This window comes from Stenotrophomonas sp. 704A1, from assembly GCF_030549525.1.
Taxonomy (GTDB): domain Bacteria; phylum Pseudomonadota; class Gammaproteobacteria; order Xanthomonadales; family Xanthomonadaceae; genus Stenotrophomonas; species Stenotrophomonas tuberculopleuritidis.
In genome coordinates this window covers 1,201,242-1,221,775 of record NZ_CP130831.1, presented here as the reverse complement: position 1 = coordinate 1,221,775, position 20,534 = coordinate 1,201,242, and the positions used below count along the sequence as shown (strand labels likewise).

Annotated in this window: 21 protein-coding genes; 7 read left to right on the top strand and 14 right to left on the bottom strand. The window is 67.9% G+C overall.

From position 1 onward, the window contains the following. Window positions 1-22: 22 nt before the first annotated feature. Window positions 23-529, top strand: a complete 507-nt coding sequence (locus Q5Z10_RS05645) for a PaaI family thioesterase (RefSeq protein WP_303638282.1) — start codon at window positions 23-25, stop codon at window positions 527-529. 5 nt (window positions 530-534) lie between these two features. Here Q5Z10_RS05645 and Q5Z10_RS05640 read toward each other — a convergent pair whose 3' ends face one another. From Q5Z10_RS05640 to Q5Z10_RS05630, 3 genes are all read right to left on the bottom strand, one after another. Beyond that, complete coding sequence (locus Q5Z10_RS05640) at window positions 535-2,277, bottom strand: GGDEF domain-containing protein (RefSeq protein WP_303638281.1); 1,743 nt, start codon at window positions 2,275-2,277, stop codon at window positions 535-537. A gap of 54 nt (window positions 2,278-2,331) precedes the next feature. Beyond that, entirely contained in the window at window positions 2,332-3,357 is a 1,026-nt protein-coding gene (locus Q5Z10_RS05635; RefSeq protein WP_303638280.1) for an AI-2E family transporter, read from the bottom strand. 147 nt (window positions 3,358-3,504) lie between these two features. Beyond that, window positions 3,505-4,515: a LacI family DNA-binding transcriptional regulator gene (locus tag Q5Z10_RS05630; RefSeq protein ID WP_303638279.1), complete on the bottom strand. Its 1,011-nt coding sequence runs from the start codon at window positions 4,513-4,515 to the stop codon at window positions 3,505-3,507. A 94-nt stretch (window positions 4,516-4,609) separates the two neighbouring features. Between Q5Z10_RS05630 and Q5Z10_RS05625 the strand changes: the two genes are divergently transcribed. Genes Q5Z10_RS05625 through Q5Z10_RS05605 form a run of 5 tightly spaced genes read left to right on the top strand, consistent with a single transcriptional unit; the run spans window position 4,610 to window position 9,246 of the window. After that, the gene (locus Q5Z10_RS05625) at window positions 4,610-5,662 is read left to right on the top strand and encodes a sugar phosphate isomerase/epimerase family protein (protein ID WP_303638278.1); all 1,053 of its coding nucleotides are present in this window, start codon (window positions 4,610-4,612) and stop codon (window positions 5,660-5,662) included. A 27-nt stretch (window positions 5,663-5,689) separates the two neighbouring features. Continuing rightward, a complete protein-coding gene (locus Q5Z10_RS05620; protein ID WP_303638277.1) occupies window positions 5,690-6,907 on the top strand; it encodes a nucleoside permease in 1,218 nt (405 codons plus the stop codon). 12 nt (window positions 6,908-6,919) lie between these two features. After that, complete coding sequence (locus Q5Z10_RS05615) at window positions 6,920-8,044, top strand: Gfo/Idh/MocA family protein (protein ID WP_303638276.1); 1,125 nt, start codon at window positions 6,920-6,922, stop codon at window positions 8,042-8,044. A 20-nt stretch (window positions 8,045-8,064) separates the two neighbouring features. Beyond that, on the top strand, window positions 8,065-8,931 hold the full coding sequence (locus Q5Z10_RS05610; RefSeq protein ID WP_303638275.1) for a sugar phosphate isomerase/epimerase family protein: 867 nt from the start codon (window positions 8,065-8,067) through the stop codon (window positions 8,929-8,931). An 18-nt stretch (window positions 8,932-8,949) separates the two neighbouring features. Then, the gene (locus tag Q5Z10_RS05605; protein WP_303638274.1) at window positions 8,950-9,246 is read left to right on the top strand and encodes a c-type cytochrome; all 297 of its coding nucleotides are present in this window, start codon (window positions 8,950-8,952) and stop codon (window positions 9,244-9,246) included. 30 nt (window positions 9,247-9,276) lie between these two features. On the opposite strand, the gene Q5Z10_RS05600 is transcribed toward Q5Z10_RS05605, so the two are convergent. The 6 genes from Q5Z10_RS05600 to Q5Z10_RS05575 all read right to left on the bottom strand — a co-directional run bounded on the left by Q5Z10_RS05600 (window position 9,277) and on the right by Q5Z10_RS05575 (window position 14,574). After that, on the bottom strand, window positions 9,277-10,038 hold the full coding sequence (locus tag Q5Z10_RS05600; RefSeq protein ID WP_303638273.1) for a 3-keto-disaccharide hydrolase: 762 nt from the start codon (window positions 10,036-10,038) through the stop codon (window positions 9,277-9,279). Then, window positions 10,038-10,613 (bottom strand): gluconate 2-dehydrogenase subunit 3 family protein, encoded by a 576-nt coding sequence (locus Q5Z10_RS05595; protein ID WP_303638272.1) that lies wholly within the window; start codon window positions 10,611-10,613, stop codon window positions 10,038-10,040. Before Q5Z10_RS05595 ends, Q5Z10_RS05600 begins: the two co-directional genes overlap by 1 nt. Further along, window positions 10,613-12,298, bottom strand: coding sequence for a GMC oxidoreductase (locus Q5Z10_RS05590; RefSeq protein ID WP_303638271.1), 1,686 nt, complete (start codon window positions 12,296-12,298; stop codon window positions 10,613-10,615). Before Q5Z10_RS05590 ends, Q5Z10_RS05595 begins: the two co-directional genes overlap by 1 nt. Before the next feature lie 27 nt (window positions 12,299-12,325). Continuing rightward, the gene (locus Q5Z10_RS05585) at window positions 12,326-13,225 is read right to left on the bottom strand and encodes a hydroxypyruvate isomerase family protein (protein ID WP_303638270.1); all 900 of its coding nucleotides are present in this window, start codon (window positions 13,223-13,225) and stop codon (window positions 12,326-12,328) included. 201 nt (window positions 13,226-13,426) lie between these two features. Continuing rightward, on the bottom strand, window positions 13,427-14,008 hold the full coding sequence (locus Q5Z10_RS05580) for a single-stranded DNA-binding protein (RefSeq protein WP_049413472.1): 582 nt from the start codon (window positions 14,006-14,008) through the stop codon (window positions 13,427-13,429). Between the two features lie 170 nt (window positions 14,009-14,178). Then, on the bottom strand, window positions 14,179-14,574 hold the full coding sequence (locus Q5Z10_RS05575; RefSeq protein ID WP_303638269.1) for a hypothetical protein: 396 nt from the start codon (window positions 14,572-14,574) through the stop codon (window positions 14,179-14,181). 137 nt (window positions 14,575-14,711) lie between these two features. Here Q5Z10_RS05575 and Q5Z10_RS05570 point away from each other — a divergent pair, with 137 nt between their 5' ends. Beyond that, window positions 14,712-15,743: a LacI family DNA-binding transcriptional regulator gene (locus Q5Z10_RS05570; protein ID WP_303638268.1), complete on the top strand. Its 1,032-nt coding sequence runs from the start codon at window positions 14,712-14,714 to the stop codon at window positions 15,741-15,743. A gap of 7 nt (window positions 15,744-15,750) precedes the next feature. Here the strand turns inward: Q5Z10_RS05570 and Q5Z10_RS05565 are convergent, their stop codons facing one another. The 5 genes from Q5Z10_RS05565 to Q5Z10_RS05545 form a co-directional block, all read right to left on the bottom strand. Then, window positions 15,751-17,826: an ATP-binding protein gene (locus Q5Z10_RS05565; RefSeq protein ID WP_303638267.1), complete on the bottom strand. Its 2,076-nt coding sequence runs from the start codon at window positions 17,824-17,826 to the stop codon at window positions 15,751-15,753. Next, the gene (locus Q5Z10_RS05560) at window positions 17,816-19,300 is read right to left on the bottom strand and encodes an ATPase domain-containing protein (protein WP_303638266.1); all 1,485 of its coding nucleotides are present in this window, start codon (window positions 19,298-19,300) and stop codon (window positions 17,816-17,818) included. Before Q5Z10_RS05560 ends, Q5Z10_RS05565 begins: the two co-directional genes overlap by 11 nt. Window positions 19,301-19,425: 125 nt before the next feature. Next, a complete protein-coding gene (locus tag Q5Z10_RS05555) occupies window positions 19,426-19,731 on the bottom strand; it encodes a hypothetical protein (RefSeq protein ID WP_303638265.1) in 306 nt (101 codons plus the stop codon). Then, complete coding sequence (locus tag Q5Z10_RS05550; protein ID WP_303638264.1) at window positions 19,728-19,979, bottom strand: hypothetical protein; 252 nt, start codon at window positions 19,977-19,979, stop codon at window positions 19,728-19,730. Before Q5Z10_RS05550 ends, Q5Z10_RS05555 begins: the two co-directional genes overlap by 4 nt. A gap of 89 nt (window positions 19,980-20,068) precedes the next feature. Beyond that, window positions 20,069-20,455, bottom strand: coding sequence for an SseB family protein (locus Q5Z10_RS05545; protein ID WP_303638263.1), 387 nt, complete (start codon window positions 20,453-20,455; stop codon window positions 20,069-20,071). Between the last annotated feature and the right edge of the window lie 79 nt (window positions 20,456-20,534).

Below are 20,534 nucleotides of genomic sequence, written 5' to 3'. Positions count from 1 at the left end.
CCCCCACATCGAGGGTTACCGCATGAATCCCCAGTCCCTGCTGTACAGCGTGATCAACGGTGATCTTCCGCCGTCCAAGGCCGGTCTGCTGCTGGGGTGGCGTTTCATCAGCCACGATCCCGAGCAGGACCAGATCCATGTCGAGTTCGATGCCAGCAGCGCCCTGACCAACCCGATGGGCAACATCCAGGGCGGCTTCCTGTCGGCCATGCTGGACGACTGCATGGGGCCGGCCATCTACGCAATGCTGCCGCCCAACCGGCTGGCGGTAACGGTCGAATCGAAGACCAGCTTCGTCAGCCCGGCCCGTCCCGGACGCATCCTCGGCTGGGGGCAGATCGAACACAGCAAGGGCAGCATCATCTTCACCCGTGGCCGTCTGACCTCGCCCAACGGCCGCCTGCTGGCCACGGCCAGCGCGACGTTCCGCGTGGGGGCGATGCGCTGGCGCGGCCTGCCGGTACCGAGGACGGTGGCCCGGCACATGGTCGGCCGGATACTGCGGCGGGCACAGGCAGACAGCGGCTGATCCGATCAGCGCGCGGCGCGTCCGCTGTCCGCCACCTGCACCCGGTCGCGACCCAGCGCCTTGGCTTCGTACATGGCGGCGTCGGCGGCACGCACCAGTGCACGCCAGCCGGCCGGATCCAGCCGGCCCTGGGCGACGCCGAAACTGGCGGTGACGCGCAGCGACTGCCCGTCGCCGAGCGCGATGTCCTGCTGCCGCAATGCCACGCGAAGCGTTTCGGCCAGCTGGCGTGCACCGGCCAGGTCAGCGTCGGCCAGCAGCACCAGGAACTCTTCGCCACCGTAGCGGGCAATGCTGTCGTTGCGCCGCAGCTGGCGCTGCAGCAGGTGCGCCACCTGCACCAGCACGTCATCGCCGGCGGCATGGCCCTGGCCATCGTTGATCGCCTTGAAATGGTCCACGTCCAGCAGGATCACCACCGCCTGCGTGCTGCCGGCGGCGTGGCGCTGCTGCACCTGCTCGTCCAGCGAGCGCCGGTTCAACAGCCCGGTCAACTGATCGGTGCCGGCCAGTTCGCGCAGCTCGCGGGTCAGTGCGGCGCGCTGGTGCGACTTCGCGCGCAGGACCTCGATGGCATCGAACAGGCGCTGCATCTCGGCCATCGGATGGGTGCCGCGCTGCGCACTGCCCGGCGTGTCCGAGGCGATCTGGATCACCTGCGCCTGGGCCTGCAGCAGCGGCCGCAGGATCTGCACGTGGGCGATGCGCATTGCCAGGCCCAGGATCATCAAGGTGCCGAGCGCGGTCCCGGCCAGGACTGCCAGGCGCACCGCTTCGCGGTTGCGGGTGTGTTCGAAGCGCGCGATCGACACGCCCAGGTAGCCATCGCGCAGCGCCTCCAGCGACTGCAGGGTCGGCACATAGCGGGCGGTGAATTCGGCGGCGGTCCACCGCGGCGGTACGCCGCGCCGGCCGTCCTCGATCAGCTGCTCGATCATCGGCAGCGATTGGCCGAAGAACTGCCGGCGCGCCATGTCCCAATGCCACGACAACGCCGGGTCACTCCGGAATACCGACTCATGGCTGGCGGCCAGCCGCCACAGTTCCAGCAGGCGGCCTTCGGTCTGCCGTGCGGCGCGCACCTGCTGCGCGCGCCAGGCACCGGGCACGGCCAGTGGCGCCATCACGTTGGAGGCCAGTCGCCCCCCATGCTCGCGCAGATCGATCAGCACCTGGCCCTGCAGGGCCGGAATGGCCGCCTCGCGGTCCGCGCCGACCAGATCGCTGATCTGTACCGAGGTCAGCGCCTGCAACCGGTCGTAGACCGCGAACATGCTGCTGATCGCACGGTCCACCTCGTCCACCGAGCGCTCGGCCAGCGGCAGCGCGGCCACCCGGTCGACCGTGCCACGTGCGGCCTGCAGCCGGCGCTGTGCATCGCGCAGCAGTGGCGTTTCCTCCACCACCCGCGGGTCCGCCTCGAACACGGCGTGCAGGCCGGTCGCGGCAACGTCCACCCGCTGCCGCGCGACCGCCAGCTGCGCGGCCAGCCGGGCATGTTCCTGCGCATCGGCCACATCGGCGCCGAGCAGGCTGTTGGCCGGCCCACGCTCGGCAGACACCCGGTTGGCCAGCTCGAAGGTCTGCCGCAACTGCCGCAGCGCGACCAGGTTGTCATCGGCCTCGGTGTAACGCTGGGTGCCCTGCACCAGGGCGATGGCCATCAATGGCAGCGTGCACAGCACGAACAGCCCGGCCAGGATCCAGAGCCAGGTCTGCAGCCCGTTCGGCGGTGCCCTGTGACCCATCGGTGTGTCCCCTGGCGTGCGGACCAGTGTAGCGCTGCACCGGTGCGCGGCGGGTCAGATCCAGCGCTGGTCGACCAGTTCGCGCTTCACATACGCGTAGAACACCGGCGCGGCCACCAGCCCCGGCAGGCCGAAGGCCGCTTCCATCACCAGCATGGCCAGCAGCAGCTCCCAGGCGCGGGCCTGGATCTCACCGCCGACGATGCGCGCGTTGAGGAAGTACTCCAGCTTGTGGATCACCACCAGGTACAGCAGCGCCACCACCGCCACGTAGAACGATACCGAGAGCGCGACGATGGTGATGATGGTATTGGAGATGATGTTGCCCACCACCGGCAGCAGTCCGGCCAGGAAGGTGATCAGTACCAGGGTCTTCGACAGCGGCAGGTGCACGCCGAACAGCGGCAGCACCCCCAGCAGGAACAGGGCGGTGAACACCGTGTTGAGCAGCGAGATCTTCACCTGGGCGAACACCACCTGGCGGAACGCAGTGGCCAGGCGGCTGGTGCGTCCGATCAGCTCCCGCGCCAACGGCCCCATCTTCGGCAGCGGCAGTTCGTCGTACAGCGCGATCATCGCGCCCAGCACCATGCCGATCAGCACGCGCACGCCCACCTGCACCACCGAAGTGCCTGCCACGCCCAGCTGGCGCTGGTGTTCTGCCGCCCATTCGTTCACCGCCGCACGCAGCGCGGTCAGGTCCTCGGGAATGTACGGCTGCAGCAGCGCCGGCACCTGGTGGCGCGAGGTGTTGAGGATGTCCATCAGCCGCGCCAGCAGCACGTCCGGGCCTCCGGTCTCGTTGCGGAAGAACGAGGCCACGCCGATTCCGGCCAGCACCAGCACCCCGATGATCACCGCCGAGAGCACGATCACCGCGATCGCCCGTGCCCGCCCGGGGCGCAGCTTGCCTTCCACGGTGGCGGCCAGCACATGGGTCAGCTGGAACACCAGCAGGCCCGACAGCAGGGTCACCACCAGGCCCAGCTTCAGCGCCAGCCACATGCCCAGCAGCATCAGCAGCCAGGCCGCGATGCGCGCCACGGGGGGCCTGGGCAGGGTCGGGATGACGAGTGACATGGGGCACATCCTGGAGGGGTGGCCCATGGTAGTGGATTGCCGCACCGCCGCCGCTGCACCGCTGCCGGCGTTCAGGCGGCCGGGAAGACGACGCGGGATCTGCGCGCCCGCCTCCAGGCAGCACGCCATCGGCCGGGCGCCCTGCCCTCACATCCGGCGCGGCGGCGCTGTCGAGCCGCGCAGCATCAGGCTGAAATCCAGTGTCTGCTGAAGCGGTACATCGACCTGGTCGATGATGGCGAGCAGCAGGGCGACCGCACGCTCGCCGATCTCCCGCATCGGCTGCCGGATGGTCGTCAACGGCGGCGTGAGATACCGGGATGACGCCAGATCGTCGAAGCCGGCAATGGACACCTGCTCCGGCACGCGGATGCCCAGATCCCGGCAGGCCGCCAGCGCGCCCAGCGCCATCTGGTCACTGAAACAGAAGATCGCGGTCGGCGCCGCCGCCGCGGTTGCCAGCAGGGCCAGCGCGGCCGCATGGCCGGATTCCACCGAGAAATCGCCCGGCACCACGCTCAGCTGGCGCAGGCGGCCGCGCGCCTTGCCAGCGACACGGACCCCTTCCAGCCGTTGCTGGTGCAGGGGATTGTCGGTGGGCCCGCCCACCACCGCGATCCGCTCGTGTCCCAGCGCATACAGGTGGTCCATCACCGCGCGCGCGGCGGCTGCGTTGTCGATGTGGACGCTGGGAATGCCCAGCGCAGGATCGAACTCGCAGCCATTGACCACCGGCGCGGCGGCGCCCCGCTGCTGCACGATGTCGCGCGCCGTCGGCGGCAGGCGATGCCCCAGCACGATCAGGCCGTCGGCCTCGTTGCGCCGGAGCATCTGCGCGTAGCGCTCCTCGCGCTCGGGCAGGTGCTGGGTATCGCCGAGCAGCACGGCGTAGCCGAGCGCCTGCGCGGCGTCCTCCGCGCCCTGCAGGATCTGCGCGAAGAACGGGTTGGCGATGTCCGGCACGGTGACCAGGATCTTGCCGCTGCGCTGGGTCTTGAGTGTCCGGGCGATCGTGTTGGGCACGTAGCCCAGCGCGTCGGCGGCCTGTTCGATGCGCGCGCGCGTGGCCGGCAGGACCTTGTCCGGCCGGGACAGCGCCCGCGATACCGTACCGGCCGAAACGCCGACGTGCTTTGCGATGTCGTAGATGGTTGCCATGGGTCAGGGTGCTGGTGCCGGTGTGCACTGCACAACGGATCTCGGGAAAGCCCATGCTAGGGTAATGCAATCGATTGCATCGAGGCGAATCCGCTTGAAGACGCTCAAGGGTCCAGCGCTGTTCCTGGCGCAGTTCATCGGCGACACACCTCCCTTCGATCGGCTGGACACGCTGGCACAATGGGCCGCGGGCCTGGGCTATTCTGGCCTACAAGTACCGACCAGTGCGCCCGGCCTGTTCGACCTGGCCGAAGCGGCACGCAGCCAGGCGTACTGCGACGACGTGGCCGGCATGCTGGCCGGGCATGGCGTGCAGATCACCGAGCTGTCCACCCACCTGCAGGGGCAGCTGGTCGCCGTGCATCCGGCCTACGACAGCCTGTTCGACGGCTTCGCACCGGCCGACAGGCGCGGCAATCCGGCTGCACGCCAGGCCTGGGCGGTGGAGCAGCTGCTGCTGGCGGCCCAGGCCAGCCAGCGCCTGGGGCTGACCGCACACGCCACATTCTCCGGCGCGCTGGCCTGGCCTTACTTCTATCCCTGGCCACAACGCCCGCCCGGCCTGGTGGAAGAAGCCTTCGCCGAACTCGGCCGCCGCTGGCGCCCCATCCTGGACGCGTTCGATACCTGCGGCGTGGATCTGTGCTTCGAGCTCCACCCCGGCGAGGATCTGCACGACGGTGTGACCTTCGAGCGCTTCCTCAAGGTAGTGGACCACCATCCCCGTGCCAGGATCCTGTACGACCCCAGCCATATGCTGCTGCAGCAGATGGACTACCTGGGCTTCATCGACCGCTACCACGACCGCATCGGCATCTTCCACGTCAAGGACGCGGAGTACCACGCCAGTGCACGCAGTGGCGTGTATGCCGGCTACCAGGACTGGATCGATCGTCCAGGCCGGTTCCGTTCACTCGGCGATGGCCAGATCGACTTCAAGGCGATCTTCTCGAAGTTCGCGCAGTACGACTTCCCGGGCTGGGCAGTGCTGGAATGGGAGTGCTGCCTGAAGCACCCGGAAGATGGCGCGCGCGAGGGCGCTGCGTTCATCCGCGACCACATCATCCGCGTGACCGGGCGCGCCTTCGACGACTTTGCCGACAGCGGAACGGATGCCGCATCACTGCAGCGCATGCTGGGAATCTGAGCCATTACCGCCCCGGGAGGGCAAGCCATGACGCACGCCATGTCGCGCTTGGGCGCGATGATGTTCCTGCAGTTCTTCATCTGGGGGGCGTGGTTCGTCACCCTCGGAACCTACCTGGTGCAGGGCCCGCTGCAGGCCAGCGCCAGCCAGGTCGCCACGGCCTTCCTCAGCCAGTCCATCGGCGCCATCGTTGCCCCCTTCCTGGTCGGCCTGATCGCCGATCGCTACTTCGCCGCACAGCGCATCCTGGCGGTGCTGCACCTGGCCGGCGCGGTGCTGATGTGGCTGGCGTCCACGGCAACGACCTTCAGCGTGTTCTCCGCCTGCGTCATGGGTTACATGCTGCTGTTCATGCCGACGCTGGCACTGGCCAACAGCGTGGCGATGCGGCACATGCAATCGCCGGAGAAGCAGTTCCCACTGGTGCGGGTGGCCGGCAGCATCGGCTGGATCGTGGCCGGTGTGCTGATCGGCTGGCTGGGCTGGGAACAGGCGCATCGGCTTGAACTGACCTTCCGCATGGCGGCGCTGGCATCGCTGGCGCTGGGTCTGTATGCATTCACCCTGCCGCACACGCCGCCGCTGGCACAGCAGCGCGACGCCGGGCTCGGGCAGATCCTGGGCCTGGATTCGCTGCGGCTGCTGAAGTCGCGCGCCTACCTGGTGTTCTTCCTGGCCTCCATCGCCATCTGCATCCCGCTGTCGTTCTACTACAACTTCACCAACCCCTATCTCAACGACCTGGGCGTGCGCGGCGCGGCCGGCCTGCAGTCGCTGGGCCAGGTCTCCGAAGTGCTGCTGATGCTGGCCATGCCGTTCCTGTTCGTGCGGCTGGGGGTGAAGACGATGCTGGCGGTGGGCATGGCGGCGTGGGTGCTGCGCTACGCCCTGTTCGCCTTCGGCGATGCCGGCAGCGGCTTCCCGCTGCTGGTGATCGGCATCGTGCTGCATGGCATCTGCTACGACTTCTTCTTCGTCACCGGCCAGATCTACACCGACGCCCATGCCGGCCCCGCCGCGCGCAGCAGCGCGCAGGGCTTCATCACCCTGGCCACCTACGGCGTGGGCATGCTGATCGGCACCTTCCTGTCCGGCGCGGTGGTGGAGCACTTCACCACCGCGGCCGGGCCGGACTGGCAGCAGATCTGGCTGTTCCCCGCAGGCGTCGCGCTGGTCGTGCTGGTCGCCTTCCTGCTGCTGTTCCGCGAGCGGCCGGTGGCCGCGGCCGCGCCTTCCACGCCCTGAGGAGCGGAACCGATGCCCAAGCTTGGAATCGCCATCGTCGGTGCAGGCATGATCGGTGCCGTGCATCGCCGCGCGGCACTGCTGGCCGGCGCCGACGTGCGCGGCGTGGCCGCCTCGTCCGCGCACCGCGCACGCGAGGCCGCGCAGTCGTGGAACGTACCGCGCGCCTATCGGGACATCGAAGAAGTGGTCGCCGATCCACAGGTGCAGGTCGTGCACGTCTGCACCCCCAACCACCTGCACCGCCCCATGGCGCAGGCCGCACTGGAAGCCGGCAAGCATGTGATCTGCGAGAAACCGCTGGCGACGACGCTGGACGATGCGCAGGCGCTGGCGGCCCTGGCCGCATCGGCCGGGCGGGTCGCCACCGTGCCCTTCGTCTACCGCTACCACCCGGTGGTGCGCGAGGCGCGCGCACGCATCGCGCAGGGCGACCTGGGGCCGCTGCACCTGATCCACGGCAGCTACCTGCAGGACTGGCTGCTGGACCCTGCCAGCAACAACTGGCGCGTGGATCCGGCGCTGGGCGGCGCATCGCGCGTCTTCGCCGACATCGGCTCGCACTGGTGCGACCTGGTGGAATGGGTCAGCGGCGAGCGCTTCAGCGAGGTCAGCGCCGCGTTCGACACCGTGATCGCCGAACGCGGTGCGCTCGGCGGGCAGAGCTTCAGCACGCCGGCAGCGGGTGGCGCGATGCAGGCGGTGGCGAGCGAAGACGTCGCGGTTGCGATGTTCAGGACCGGCGCCGGCACGCTGGCCTCCTTGACCGTCAGCCAGGTCTCGGCCGGACGCCGCAACCGCCTCTGGTTCGAGATCGATGGCGCCAAGGCCAGCGTCGCATTCAACCAGGAGGACGCTGAGCGTCTGTGGATCGGCCTGCCCGAGCAACGCGAGGAAATCTTTGTACGCGGACCCGGCGCCGGCAGCGCCGAACAACGCCGGCTGTCGGTGCTGCCGGCCGGGCACGCGCAGGGCTACGCGCAGTGCTTCGAAGCGTTCGTCGCCGACACCTATCGCGCCATCGACGGCGAGCGGCCACAGGGCCTGCCCACCTTCGAGGACGGCGTGCGCTCGGCGCGGATCGTCGATCGTGTCATCGCATCGGCCAGGTCACGCGCCTGGACGGCCATCGGTTGAACCCCCGGGAGGATCTGTTGATGAAAACCCCTGTGCTTGGAACTGCAGGCCTGGTCCTGCTGCTGCTCGCTGCCCTGCCCGCCTTCGCAGGCGACGCTGCCGGCACGCAGAAACCCATCGCGGTGCAGATGTACACCCTGCGCGATGCCGGCTCGCTCGAGCAGCAGTTGAAGATCGTCCACGATGCCGGCATCCATGCGGTGGAGACGGTGGGCACGCAGAACACCACCGCGGCCGACCTCAAGCAGCTGCTGGAGCGGTATTCGATCAAGGCGATTTCATCGCATGTGGCGCTGGCCGAACTGCGCGCGGACCTGGACAGCGTGATCGCCTTCAACCAGGCGATCGGCAACACGATGCTGGTGGTGCCGTACCTGGACAGGAAGGATCGTCCGACCGATGCGGCCGGCTGGACCGCCCTGGGCAGGGAACTGGGCCAGATCGCGAGCAAGGTGCGGGCCAAAGGCATGCGCCTGGCCTACCACAACCATGACTTCGAGCTGGTCGACGTCAACGGCAGCACCGGGCTGGAACGGCTGTTCGCCGCAGCCGGCCCCGACCTGCAGACCGAACTGGACCTGGCCTGGGTCGCGCGTGCCGGGCTGGACCCGGCAGTGATGCTGGGAAAATTCCGCGGCCACGTGTTCGCCGTACACGCCAAGGACAATGCGCCCAAGGGCCACGCCGAAGACGAAGGTGGATTCGCTGCGGTCGGCCAGGGTGTGCTGGACTGGAACGCGATCCTGCCTGCGGCGGCAACGGCCGGCGTGCAGTGGTACATCATCGAGCACGACCAGCCACGCGACCCGGCCCGGGTCATCCGGACCGGCGCGGCCTACCTGCGTGAACACCTGCCCACCCCCGTGCCCGCCCCTGCGCAGCGCTGACGCATGAAGGAGCCCCGCATGAAAACGATCCTGGCAATGGCCGTGGCCCTGGGCAGCATGAGCGTTGCAGCGGCAGCGTGGTCGAAGGACGACCCGGTTGCCGGTGCGAAGCTCTATACCGCGAACTGCGTGGCCTGCCACGGCGCCGACCGTGCGGGCATGCCGGGCGCGTTCCCGGCGCTCACCGATATCGGCAAGCGCATGGCACCGGCGCAGATCAAGGAAAAGATCAGCAAGGGCGGCGGATTGATGCCGCCCTTCTCCCAGCTGTCGCAGCAGGAGATCGATGACATCGCCAGCTACCTGGCGAAGTAAGGGGCCGGCGACCACGCCGGCCCTGTGCCGCTACAGCTCGCGCACCCAGATGTTGCGGTAGCTGACCCGGGAATCATGCTCCTGCAGGTAGAGCGGCTCGCACCCATGGGGCGCGTAGGAAGGCGCACCGATGTACTCGGTCTTGCCCGCCAGCACGGTGTCATCCTGTACCAGCACGCCATTGTGCAGCACCGTGATGCGCGCGGGCGACACCAGCCCACCGCCTGCCGAGAAGCGTGGCGCCTTCCAGAGGATGTCGTAGGCCTGCCACTGGCCCGGTGCGCGTGAGGCGTTCACCAACGGCATCGCCTGCTTGTAGAGGGAGCCGGCCTGGCCATTGGCATAGGTCGGGTTGTGGTAGCTGTCGAGCACCTGCAGCTCATACCGTTCCTGCAGGAAGATCCCGCTGTTGCCCCGGTTCTGCCCGTCGAAGCCCTGGGTGTCGGTCGGTGTGCGCCACTCGACATGCAGCTGGACATCGCAGAAGCGCTGCCGGGTGCGGATGCCCTTGCTGCCCGGCACGACCGTCATGGCGCCATCGGCCACCGTCCAGGGCACGCGCCCGCCCTGCTCCGACTCCCAGGCTGAAACATCCTTGCCGTCGAACAGCACGATCGCGTCGGAGGGCGGCTTGCCCACAGGCGTCGCCACCACCGCAGGCACCGGCGTCCACACCTCGGTACGCTTCGGATCGCGTGCAGGATCGGTGTCGCTGGCCTGCGCGAAGGCAGACGCGGCGGCCAGCAGGCCGGTGGCCATCAACAGTGGGCGGATCATCAGGGCGGTGGCCATCAGCTGGTCCCCCAGGCGGGCGTGCCGGGCACATAGGCGAGGTCGCCGTCGTAGCGGCCCGGCACGGCGACGTACTGCAGCACCCCGGTCGCACCGACCTTGGAGGTGAAGAAGCCGAAGATGGCCAGCTGCTTGAGCATCGTGAAGTAGTGCGGCATCGCTTCGCCCTCTTCGGGGGTACCGGTCTCGGTCACATCGGCAGGCCGCGCCCTGGCTTCCGCGTCCAGCGTGCGCAGCAGTGCGGTGCGGGCCTCCGGCGTGAGCGACACGAAGCGACCACCGGCACGCCGGTCGATATCGACCAGGCCGGCGCGGAACACCGCCTGCTGCCGGGCGGTGTAGCAGTCACTGACGAACGTGGCCATGAACAGCCCGGCACCGGCATCCTTCGCTCCCGGCGTCCGCGTGCGCGGCAGGATGGTCTCGGCGATGTCATCGAGCATGCCGATATCGGCGTCGGAAAACGGCGTGCGGGGGCCGGCGTCCGGCGCCTGCCCCTGCACGAGGGCCGGCAGTCCCACCATGGCCGCCCCGGTGGCGGCAACGATCATCTTCAGCAGTTCGCGACGATCCATCAGAGATTCCCCGCCTTCAGTTCGCGTACGGCATGGTCGGCGGCGCGCGCGGTCAGCGCCATGTAGGTCAGCGATGGATTCACGCAGGCGCTGGAGGTCATGCAGGCACCGTCGGTCACATAGACATTGGGCGCATCCCAGACCTGGTTGTGCGCGTTCAATACCGAGCTTCTGCGATCGCGTCCCATGCGCGCCGTCCCCATCTCATGGATGCCCTTGCCCGGGGCATAGTCGTTGTCGTGCATCTTCACGTCCTTGACGCCGGCCGCCTCCAGCATCTCGGCAGCATCGGCGGCCATGTCCTTGCGCATCGCCAGTTCGTTGGCGCGCATGGACACATCCATCGCCAGCACCGGCAGCCCCCACTTGTCCTTGCGCTCGCGGTCCAGCCGGATCGTATTGTCGTGGTGCGGCAGCATCTCGCCGAACCCGGTCATGCCGATGCGCCAGTCGCCCGGCACGGTCAGCGCGTCCTTCAGGTCGGCACCGATGTTCAGCTCGGCGATCTCGCGCGACCAGCCGGTGCGGCTGGCACCGCCCTGGTAACCGAACCCGCGCAGGTAGCCGCGCTTGTCGGCAGCAACGTTGCGGAACCGCGGAATGTAGAAGCCGCAGGGGCGCCGTCCGAAGTAGTACTTGTCGTCGTAGCCTTCGACCCGGCCGGAAGCGCCCGCGCCGAAATGGTGGTCCATCACGTTGTGGCCAAGCTCGCCCGACGATGAGCCCAGCCCGCCCTCCCACACATCGGTGGCCGAGTTCATCAGCAACCACGTCGAGTTGAACGACGACGCGTTGAGGAAGATCACCTTGGCGGTGTACTGGTAGGTCTGCCCGGTCTCGGCGTCGATGACCTCCACGCCGCGCGCACGCCTGCGGTCCTTGTCGTACAGCACTTCCTTGACGATCGAGAATGGCCGCAGGGTCAGGTTGCCGGTCTTCATCGCCGCAGGCAGCGTCGCCGCCTGGGTCGAGAAATAGGCACCGAAGGGACAGCCCAGGATGCACTTGTTGCGGTACTGGCAGTTGACCCGCCCCTGCTCGGGCATCGGCTGGGTGATGTTGGCGGTGCGCGAGTGGATCATGTGGCGGGTGCCGCCGAAGGCCTTCTTTATCCTCGCCGCCACATCCTTCTCGACGATGTTCAATGGCACCGGCGGCAGGAACTGGCCATCCGGCAGCACGTCCAGCCCCTCGCGCGTGCCGGCGATGCCGGCGAACGTCTCCACGTGGTCGTACCACGGCGCGATGTCGGCGTAGCGGATCGGCCAGTCGGTGGCGATGCCATCCTTGCGGTTCGCTTCGAAATCCAGGTCGGAGAAGCGATAGCTCTGCCGGCCCCACATCAGCGAGCGGCCTCCTACGTGGTAGCCGCGGAACCAGTCGAAGCGCTTGGTCTCGATGTAGGGTGATTCCTGCTCGTTGGCCCACATCCCCTGCAGGTTCTCGGCCAGGCCATAATCGCGCATCAGCACGGGGAATTCGGCCTTCATCGCCTGCGTCGGTCGGTTGCGGTGGGGGAAGTCCCACGGCTCCTTCATCGCGTTGACGTAGTCCTTGACGTGCTCGATGTTGCGTCCGCGTTCCAGCATCAGCACCTTCAGACCCTTTTCGGTCAGCTCCTTTGCCGCCCAACCGCCACTGATTCCCGAGCCAACAACAATGGCGTCGTAGTGATTATCTGCCATGGGTTTCTCACCTGGGTGGATATCGTTTCAGACGTCGCAGAGGCGGATCGCCTCGCGCAATGAGGCAACGGGATCGGGCGCTGCAGGCGTGAACTCCTGCGCCAGATACCCCTTGAAACCGGTGTCGCGGATCGCACGACAGATGGCCGGATAGTGGAGCTCCTGCTGGTCTCCGATCTCGTTCCGGCCGGGCACGCCGGCGGTGTGGTAGTGCTTGAAGCAGGCGTGGTGTTTTCCAATGGTGGCGATGATGTCGCCTTCCATGATCTGCATGTGGTAGATGTCGTACAGCAGGCCGAAGTTGTCCGAGCCCAGCCGCTGGCACAGCTCCACGCCCCATGCGGAGTGGTCGCACAGGTAGTCGCGATGGTCGACCTTGGAGTTCAGCAGTTCCATCACCAGCACCACGCCGCGCTTCTCGGCATGCCCGAGGATGCGCTTGAGGCCTGCCTCGGCATTGGCCATGCCGTCATGGGGATCCATGCCGTTGCGGTTGCCGGAGAAGCAGATGAGATTTCGGTAACCGGCATCGGCCACCAGATCGATATGCCGGGTGTAGCGTTCCACCAACGGGTCATGGAACTGGCGTCCGGCAAAACCCTGGGTCAGGCCCAGCTCCGCGCCATTGCACATCGAGCTGTACACGCCATTCGCCTTCAGCGTGGGCCAGTCTTCCGGGCCGACCAGGTCGATCGCGGCAAAACCGATGTCCTTCACCGTCGCGCAGAGCTGGGCGACCGACAGGTGCGGGAAGGTCCAGCGGGCGACGGAGTGCTTCAGGTTGCCCTTGAGCGGCGCATCGGCAGCGAACGCAGGCAGCACCGCCGTGGCGGTACTCAGGGCCACGCTCCCGGCAACCGCCAGGCGCAACGCATCGCGCCGCGTGAGGCCCGTCGCCGGGGCCGGTCTGATCGAATGGATGGACATCCACCTTCCGGCCTCCCAACCGGTATCAAACGCAACGATTCACTGCAATGCAATCGATTGCACCATAGGGGAGGAAATTGTCTGTTTGCAAGTCGCGCTGCAAGAAAACCCGATGCTGCGAGGCACAACCCCGATGCAATCGCGGAAAAAGAAAAGCCCCGCATGGCGGGGCTTTCTTTTCTGCTGCAGACGCGCGTTCGATCAGAACGGAATATCGTCGTCGGCGAAGTCGTCCATCGGCGGCGCCTGCTGCGGCTGCGGGCGCTGGTTGCCACCCTGGTTGCCATAGCCGCCGCCCTGGTTGCCGCCCTGGTTGCCATAGCCACCGCCCTGGCCACCACGCTGGCCACCGCCACCGCCACCGCCACCATACTCCTGGCGCGGCGCCTGCTGACGCTGCGGGCGATCGCCGCCGTAGTTGCCGCCACCGCCACCGCCGCCGCCTTCACCGCGGCCGCCCAGCATCTGCATTTCATCGGCGACGATATCGGTGGAGTACTTCTCCACGCCATCCTGGCCGGTGTACTTGTCGTAGCGCAGGCTGCCTTCGACGTAGACCGAGCTGCCCTTGCGCAGGTACTCGCCGGCGATCTCGCCCAGCTTGCCGAAGAACACCACGCGGTGCCATTCGGTACGCTCCTGCTGGTTGCCATCCTTGTCCTTGCGGACGCTGGTGGTGGCCAGGCTGATACGGGTGATCGCCATGCCGCTCTGGGTGTACTTCACGTCCGGGTCGTTGCCGAGGTTGCCGACCAGGATGACTTTGTTGATGCCGCGCGCCATAGATGGATTCTTCCGTTGTCCGGGGCTGGCCCAGTGATAGCACACCCAACGGGGTGCCGGTTCGCCGGGTCTCCCACGGTTGCGAATGGGGGATGTCGGAACGAGGCATCTTACCATTCCCTCAGCCCTGGGCCCGTAGGGGATCTGGACGATCGGGACCGGAACCTGCCTCAGCGGCGCGTTGGTCGATCCAGCAGGAGGCCGGTGACGCAGGTGACCTCGCCCCGCGCCACGACCCGGGGCCCCTCATGGCAGTGGAAGCGGACGCCAGGCCGGATGCGCTCGCGGTGCAGCCTGACCCGCTGCACGTCATTGACCACGGTCAGGCCCGCCAGCAGCGGCTCGCCCACCGGCAGCGGCAGATCCACCGCCCAGCTGTCACCCGACGCCTGCCTGAAGTCGGGCCAGATCATGAACAGTTCCAGCGCCTGCACGCCGTCGGCGTAGGCGAAATCCCAACGGATGCCGTTCCGGGGCGGGCTGCGGCGCCCACCTTCGTCCGGCGTCAGGATGCGGATCCGGGCCTGGAAATCGTCAGCGACGCCAGGGTACAGGCGAAATGTCACCAGGTGTCTCCCAAAGGCAGGACGCCGACCCTCGCATGACCGGGGGCCTGTCCACAACCCGCGCCCACACGGACTGCCGGCAGCCACCCCATGGCATCATGCCCGGGCACCTTCCACCTGGCCCCTTCCAGCCGCACATGACCATCAAAGGCAAAGCCACCTCCCTGGACATCGCCCACCTGGCCGGGGTCTCCCAGCCGACCGTGTCGCGGGCCCTGCGCGGCAGCCCGATGGTCAATGCCGAGACCCGCGAGCGCATCCTGCGCATCGCCCGCGAGCTGAACTACAAGGTCGACAAGAACGCCTCCAGCCTGCGCCTGCGCAATGCCGGCACCCTGGCCCTGCTGTTCTTCGAGGACCCGACCAACGACGACTCGCTGATCAACCCGTTCTTCCACTCGATGCTGGGCTCGATCACCCGCGCCTGCGCCCTGCACGGGCAGGACCTGCTGGTCTCGTTCCAGCAGCTGTCCACCGACTGGCAGGCCGACTACGAGGACAGCAACAAGGCCGACGGCATCATCCTGCTCGGCTACGGCGACTACCACGAATCACGCGACCGCCTGCAGCGACTGGTCGAACAGGGCACGCATTTCGTGCGCTGGGGTGCCGCCCTGCCCGGCCAACCGGGCGTGTCGATCGGCAGCGACAACTTCCAGGGCGGGCACGACATCACCACCCACCTGCTGCAGCAGGGTTGCCGCCGCATCGCCTTCCTCGGCCATGCTTCCAGCCATTACCCCGAATTCCAGGAACGCTATCGCGGCCACGTCGCGGCCCTGCAGGAACACGGCCTGGCTGCCGAACCGGCACTGCAGCACGATGCGATCACCACCGAGGCGTCCGGCCAGGAGGCCTGCCAGCTGCTGCTGGCGCGTGGCGAGCCGATCGATGCGATCTGCGCCGCCAGCGACCTGATCGCCATCGGTGCGATTCGCGCGCTGCGCGAATGCGGCTTGCGCGTTCCGCAGGATGTTGCGGTCACCGGCTTCGATGACATTCCGCTGGCGGCCTCGGTGTCTCCTGCGCTGACCACCGTGCAGCAGGACACCAAGCAGGCCGGCCAGCTGCTGGTCGAACGCCTGCTGGCACTGATCGGCCGGCAGCCGGTGGACAGCCAGAGCATTCCGGTGAAGCTGGTGGTGCGCGAATCGTCGCTGCGCGGGTAGCCCCGCGCTACCGCGACCCCGCCGCTGCCGCCGCATCCGGCATCGCCATCCGCACCGCCGCACTGAATTCATCCAGCAGGAAGGGTTTGGCAATCATGGCCATGCCTTCGTCCAGGAACGATGCGCGCTCCTGCGCCTTTTCCGCATAGCCGGTCATGAACAGGATCGGCAGCGCCGGCCGCGACTGCCGGGCAATCTCGGCCAGCTGGCGCCCGTTGAGCCCGGGCAGGCCGACATCGGTCACCAGCAGGTCGATGCACTGGTCCGACGCCAGGATCGGCATTGCCGCATCCGCATCGCCCACCACCTGGGTCTGGTAGCCCAGATCTTCCAGCACCACCGTGACCAGCATGCGCACCTGTTCGTCATCCTCCACCACCAGGATCGACTGCCCCGCGCCCAGGCGGATGGCGCTGGCCGGCGCCGGTTCCGGCTCGGACGCCACCGCCTCGACCAGCGGAATGAACAGCGACACGGTGGTGCCCTTGCCGGGCGCCGAGTCGATGGCGATGTGGCCCCCGGACTGCTGCATGAAGCCGTACACCATCGACATGCCCAGGCCGGTTCCCTTGCCGATCGGTTTGGTGGTGAAGAACGGCTCGAACGCACGTTCGACCACCTCCGGCGCCATGCCGGCCCCGGTATCGGCCACCTCCACCCGCGCATAGTGTCCTGCCGGCACGGCGGGGTACTGGCCGGGCTGCACGGTCACTTCGGTGGCACGCAGGGTCAGCTCGCCGCCATCGGGCATCGCATCGCGGGCGTTGATGGCCAGATTCAGCAGCGCGCTTTCAAACTGGTTCGCGTCCAGCGTGGCGTGCAGCGGCACCACGCAGGGTTCGGCGCGCAGGCGCACGGTCTCGCCCAGCGTGCTGTGCAGCAGGTGCTGCACCGACACCATCAGCGTGTTGATCTCCACCGGGCGCGCGTCCAGTGACTGCCGGCGCGAGAACGCCAGCAGGCGCTGGGTCAGCGCGGCGGCACGCTGCGCCGAGGCGGTGGCGGTGTCCAGGAACCGTTCCAGATCATCGACCCGCCCCATCTCCAGGCGCAGCCGCACGATATCCAGCGCCGACAGGATGCCGGTCAGCATGTTGTTGAAATCGTGGGCGATGCCCCCGGTCAGCTGGCCGATCGCCTCCATCTTCTGCGACTGGCGCAGCGCCGCCTCGCTGGCCTCGCGCGCGGCCATCTGCATTTCCAGCTCGCGGGTGCGTTCAGCCACCATCGCTTCCAGTGCATGCGCGTGCTGCTGGCTGCTGGCCAGCGCCAGCTTGGCGGCGGTGATGTCGGTGACGAACACGTGGAAGCCATCGACCTGGCCTGCCGCGTCCCGGCGCGGCGAGTAGCGTACTTCGCAGTCGCGGCGGCCGTGCACGCGATGCGACCAGACAATCTCGAACAGCGCTTCACGGCCCTGCAGCGCCGCCTCCATCGCCGGCCGGCGCTGCAACCACACGCCGTCGCCGATGATCTCGCGCACGTGCTTGCCGATCACCGTGCCGGTGGCCAGGCCGAACCAGCTTTCGTAGGCCGCGTTGGCGAAGCGGAAGCACATCGTGCGGTCGACGAAGGCGATCAGCACCGGCATCGCGTCTGCGATCAGGCGCAGCTCGGATTCGCTGCGTGCCAGTGCCGCGCGGCCATCCGCCAGCGCGTCCAGCTGGTCACGCACCAGGAACTGCTTGTCGCGGGCGCGCAGGGCACCCTGTACCGCGCTGAGCAGCGAGACACTGCCCAGCGGCCGGTCCAGCTCGACCACATTGATCGCGCCCGGCAGCAGCGGCTCGCGGGTGGAGCGCCGGTAGGAACGGGCCGAGCGCAGCAGGATGAACGGGATGTCCGACCAGGTCGGTTGCCGCTGCAGCATCGGCAGCAGCGCATCGCTGCCCCGTGCCAATGCTTCCTGGGTGACCACCACCAGTCCGGTATCGTCATCCAGCTGATCGGCAAGAACGCCCAGGCTGGGCGCGATATGGGTGCGCAGGCCGGCACTGCCGAGCACCGCCGCGATGCTTTCGGCATCGCGGCCGAACGGCGCCACGATGCGGACGACCGCCGCGCCCTCGCCGCTATCGGACATCTGACTGGCCCAGCAGCGCAGCGCTGTCGCCAACGAATTCCGGGGTGCCGGTCAGAATCCCCTGGAAATCCGCCAGGGCCGCGCTGACCGTGATGCCACGGCCATCGATCTTCAGTTCGCGGATGGTGTCTTCATGCGCGCCACCGCGGTTCTTGATCACCGAGATCGCCTTGCGGATACGGCCCTTGGCCTCGAAGAAGCGGAACAGCACCACCGCGTCGGCGATGTAGGACACATTGAGGCTGCCGGTCGACATGGTGCCCACCAGGCCGTGCTGCGGATTGATCAGGAAGGTCGCAACACCCTTCTGGTTGAGGTAGGACAGCATCTCGTGCAGCTGCAGCATCAGCTGCTTCTCCTGCGGCATCGCGGTGACGTAGCCGTTCAGGCTGTCGATCACCAGCAGCGTGCAGTTGCGTTCCTCCACCGCCTTGCGCAGGTTCCATGCAAACTCGCCCGGTGACACCTCGGCCGGATCCATCTGCAGGATCTCCAGCAGGCCCGTGCGCAGGTGCTTCTCCAGGTCGATATCCAGTGCCGACGCCCGCGCCAGCAGGGTGCCGACGCGTTCATCGAACTCGAAGATGCAGCAGCGCTCGCCGCGTTCGCAGGCTGCCCACACGTACTGCAGGGCGACATTGGTCTTGCCACTGCCGGCCGGGCCGGTCAGCAGGGTCGAGGTACCCCGCAGCGGGCCACCGCCCAGCAGCCGATCGATTTCGGCCACGCCGCTGCTGACCGGGGTACCGACGAAGTGCCCGTGATGTTCGGAGGCGATCAGCCGCGGGAACACTTCCAGCCCGCCGTGGCGGATCACCATGTCGTGATAGCCGGCGACGAAATCCACGCCGCGCAGCTTCTGCACCTGCATGCGGCGCCGGGCCGGGCCGAAGTCCAGCGTCAACCGTTCCAGCGACAGCACGCCGTGGCACAGGCTGTGCAGCTGGCCGTCGCGTTCATCGCCCGTGGAGGTAAGGTCGTCGACCAGGATTACCGTCGCGCTCTTGGGCGCGAAGAACTGCTTCAGCGCCAGGATCTGCCGACGGTAGCGCAACGAGTCCTGGGCCAGCAGACGCAGCTCGGACAGCGAATCGAACACCACGCGGGTGGGGCCGATGCTGTCGACCTTGGACATGATCAGGTTGATCGTTTCGTCCAGCTCCATTTCCCATGAGTGCAGCACCGACTGCAGGCGCCCGTTGCCCATCGCGCCTTCGGCCGAGCCCAGCTCGAACAGGTGCAGGCCTTCCAGCGACCAGCCGTGCGCCGCAGCGACCTCGCGCAGCTCCTCGGCGGTCTCCGACAGGGTGATGTACAGACAGCGCTCGCCGCGGCGCAGGCCTTCCAGCAGGAACTGCAGCGACAGGGTGGTCTTGCCGGAGCCGGGCGGTCCTTCCAGCAGATACAGCCGTGCCTGCGGAAGTCCGCCGCCAAGAATGCTGTCCAGCCCTTTTACCCCGGTGACGATCCGCATATGCGCCTGCGTTGCAACGATGAGAGGGGCAAAGCCTAGCGACGCCGCTGTGCAGGCGTTGTGTGAACCAGTGCACGTGCGGCAACGCATTCAGGATGACTTCACGGCCGCCCCGGCGAGCCCCGCTACGGCCCTGGTGCGCGCGCGGCGGTCTTCGGCCCCAGTACCGCCAGCAGCACATAGACCACGATCGCGGTCGCCGTGCCGAGCGCAGCGACGACACCGAAGGCCCCTGCCGGGCGTCCCTGCTGGCGTGCCCACTGGGCCAGATGCCAGGCCGCGCCGAGGTTGACCAGCCAGGCGATCACGAAGACCGGCCACTGCACGACGCCGAGCGCGCGCAGCACCGGCATGGCCAGCAGCGCGGCCACGATGGCCGCGATCAGGAAGATCAGCGCGGACCGGGCATGGCGGCCGGCGGTCCCACTCACGCGGCTACCCTGCGCACCATCTGCGGGAACGCCTGCATCTCCCGGCGTTTGAGCTGCACCGCACCGACCTCCTGGCCGTTGTCAGACGCGGCGATCAGGTGCGGGAATCCAGCCTCGTCCTGCGCCCGGTTCAAGCGCTGCAGTTCCTGCTCCAGCGTCATCCCCGCCTCGCGGCCCCACTGCGCGTGGTACCACTGCGCCAGCTGCAGCCGTTGCGGCGCATCGGCGGCCAATACGCTGAACTCCATGGCAGAACCTCGATCCTGTTGTTGCCCCAGAGAACCACGTACGGCGGTGAAAGGAAAGCTGTCTGCAACGCCGAGCCCTGCTCGACGATTCAGCCCTGGGCGAAGTCCTTCAGGATCTCGCCGATGCCGCTGGGCGAGATCTCGAAGCCGAGCCGGGTGCCCGGGTTGATCACTACGCCGTAGCCAGCGGGCACGCGGCGCAGCACATCCAGCATCCGCCAGCGGATCTGATGCGGCGCCTGCTGGCTATGGATGCCGACCCGCGACGGGTCGGTGAACACGGCCACGTGCAGGGTGCCCTGCTTGTCGAACAGCAGCGGGTCGAAGCCGCTGCCGTCGGGGGTGACCAGGCTGCCGGTCAGCAGCACCACGTCGGAGGCGACGAAGGCCTCCATGAAGGCACGGATCGGCACGGTGCCGTCCATCGCGGCCTTCAGCAGCGTTTCGGTCGGGGTCTGCGGGGCGAGGTCGGTCATCGGGTACGGCTGGGCATCAGGCGGGCACGCTAGTGTATCGCGGCGCCGGGCATGGCCCGGCGCTACCGACGCGTCCGGG

Bases quoted from the DNA above. Each gene is read 5' to 3' on its own strand.
- Q5Z10_RS05640 (WP_303638281.1), bottom strand. From the start codon at position 2,277: ATGGGTCACAGGGCACCGCCGAACGGGCTGCAGACCTGGCTCTGGATC.
- Q5Z10_RS05635 (WP_303638280.1), bottom strand. From the start codon at position 3,357: ATGTCACTCGTCATCCCGACCCTGCCCAGGCCCCCCGTGGCGCGCATC.
- Q5Z10_RS05550 (WP_303638264.1), bottom strand. From the start codon at position 19,979: ATGGAGTTCAGCGTATTGGCCGCCGATGCGCCGCAACGGCTGCAGCTG.
- Q5Z10_RS05580 (WP_049413472.1), bottom strand. From the start codon at position 14,008: ATGGCGCGCGGCATCAACAAAGTCATCCTGGTCGGCAACCTCGGCAAC.
- Q5Z10_RS05560 (WP_303638266.1), bottom strand. From the start codon at position 19,300: ATGCGGATCGTCACCGGGGTAAAAGGGCTGGACAGCATTCTTGGCGGC.
- Q5Z10_RS05590 (WP_303638271.1), bottom strand. From the start codon at position 12,298: ATGGCAGATAATCACTACGACGCCATTGTTGTTGGCTCGGGAATCAGT.
- Q5Z10_RS05620 (WP_303638277.1), top strand. From the start codon at position 5,690: ATGACGCACGCCATGTCGCGCTTGGGCGCGATGATGTTCCTGCAGTTC.
- Q5Z10_RS05595 (WP_303638272.1), bottom strand. From the start codon at position 10,613: ATGGATCGTCGCGAACTGCTGAAGATGATCGTTGCCGCCACCGGGGCG.
- Q5Z10_RS05645 (WP_303638282.1), top strand. From the start codon at position 23: ATGAATCCCCAGTCCCTGCTGTACAGCGTGATCAACGGTGATCTTCCG.
- Q5Z10_RS05565 (WP_303638267.1), bottom strand. From the start codon at position 17,826: ATGTCCGATAGCGGCGAGGGCGCGGCGGTCGTCCGCATCGTGGCGCCG.
- Q5Z10_RS05615 (WP_303638276.1), top strand. From the start codon at position 6,920: ATGCCCAAGCTTGGAATCGCCATCGTCGGTGCAGGCATGATCGGTGCC.
- Q5Z10_RS05610 (WP_303638275.1), top strand. From the start codon at position 8,065: ATGAAAACCCCTGTGCTTGGAACTGCAGGCCTGGTCCTGCTGCTGCTC.
- Q5Z10_RS05630 (WP_303638279.1), bottom strand. From the start codon at position 4,515: ATGGCAACCATCTACGACATCGCAAAGCACGTCGGCGTTTCGGCCGGT.
- Q5Z10_RS05585 (WP_303638270.1), bottom strand. From the start codon at position 13,225: ATGTCCATCCATTCGATCAGACCGGCCCCGGCGACGGGCCTCACGCGG.
- Q5Z10_RS05600 (WP_303638273.1), bottom strand. From the start codon at position 10,038: ATGGCCACCGCCCTGATGATCCGCCCACTGTTGATGGCCACCGGCCTG.
- Q5Z10_RS05605 (WP_303638274.1), top strand. From the start codon at position 8,950: ATGAAAACGATCCTGGCAATGGCCGTGGCCCTGGGCAGCATGAGCGTT.
- Q5Z10_RS05570 (WP_303638268.1), top strand. From the start codon at position 14,712: ATGACCATCAAAGGCAAAGCCACCTCCCTGGACATCGCCCACCTGGCC.
- Q5Z10_RS05545 (WP_303638263.1), bottom strand. From the start codon at position 20,455: ATGACCGACCTCGCCCCGCAGACCCCGACCGAAACGCTGCTGAAGGCC.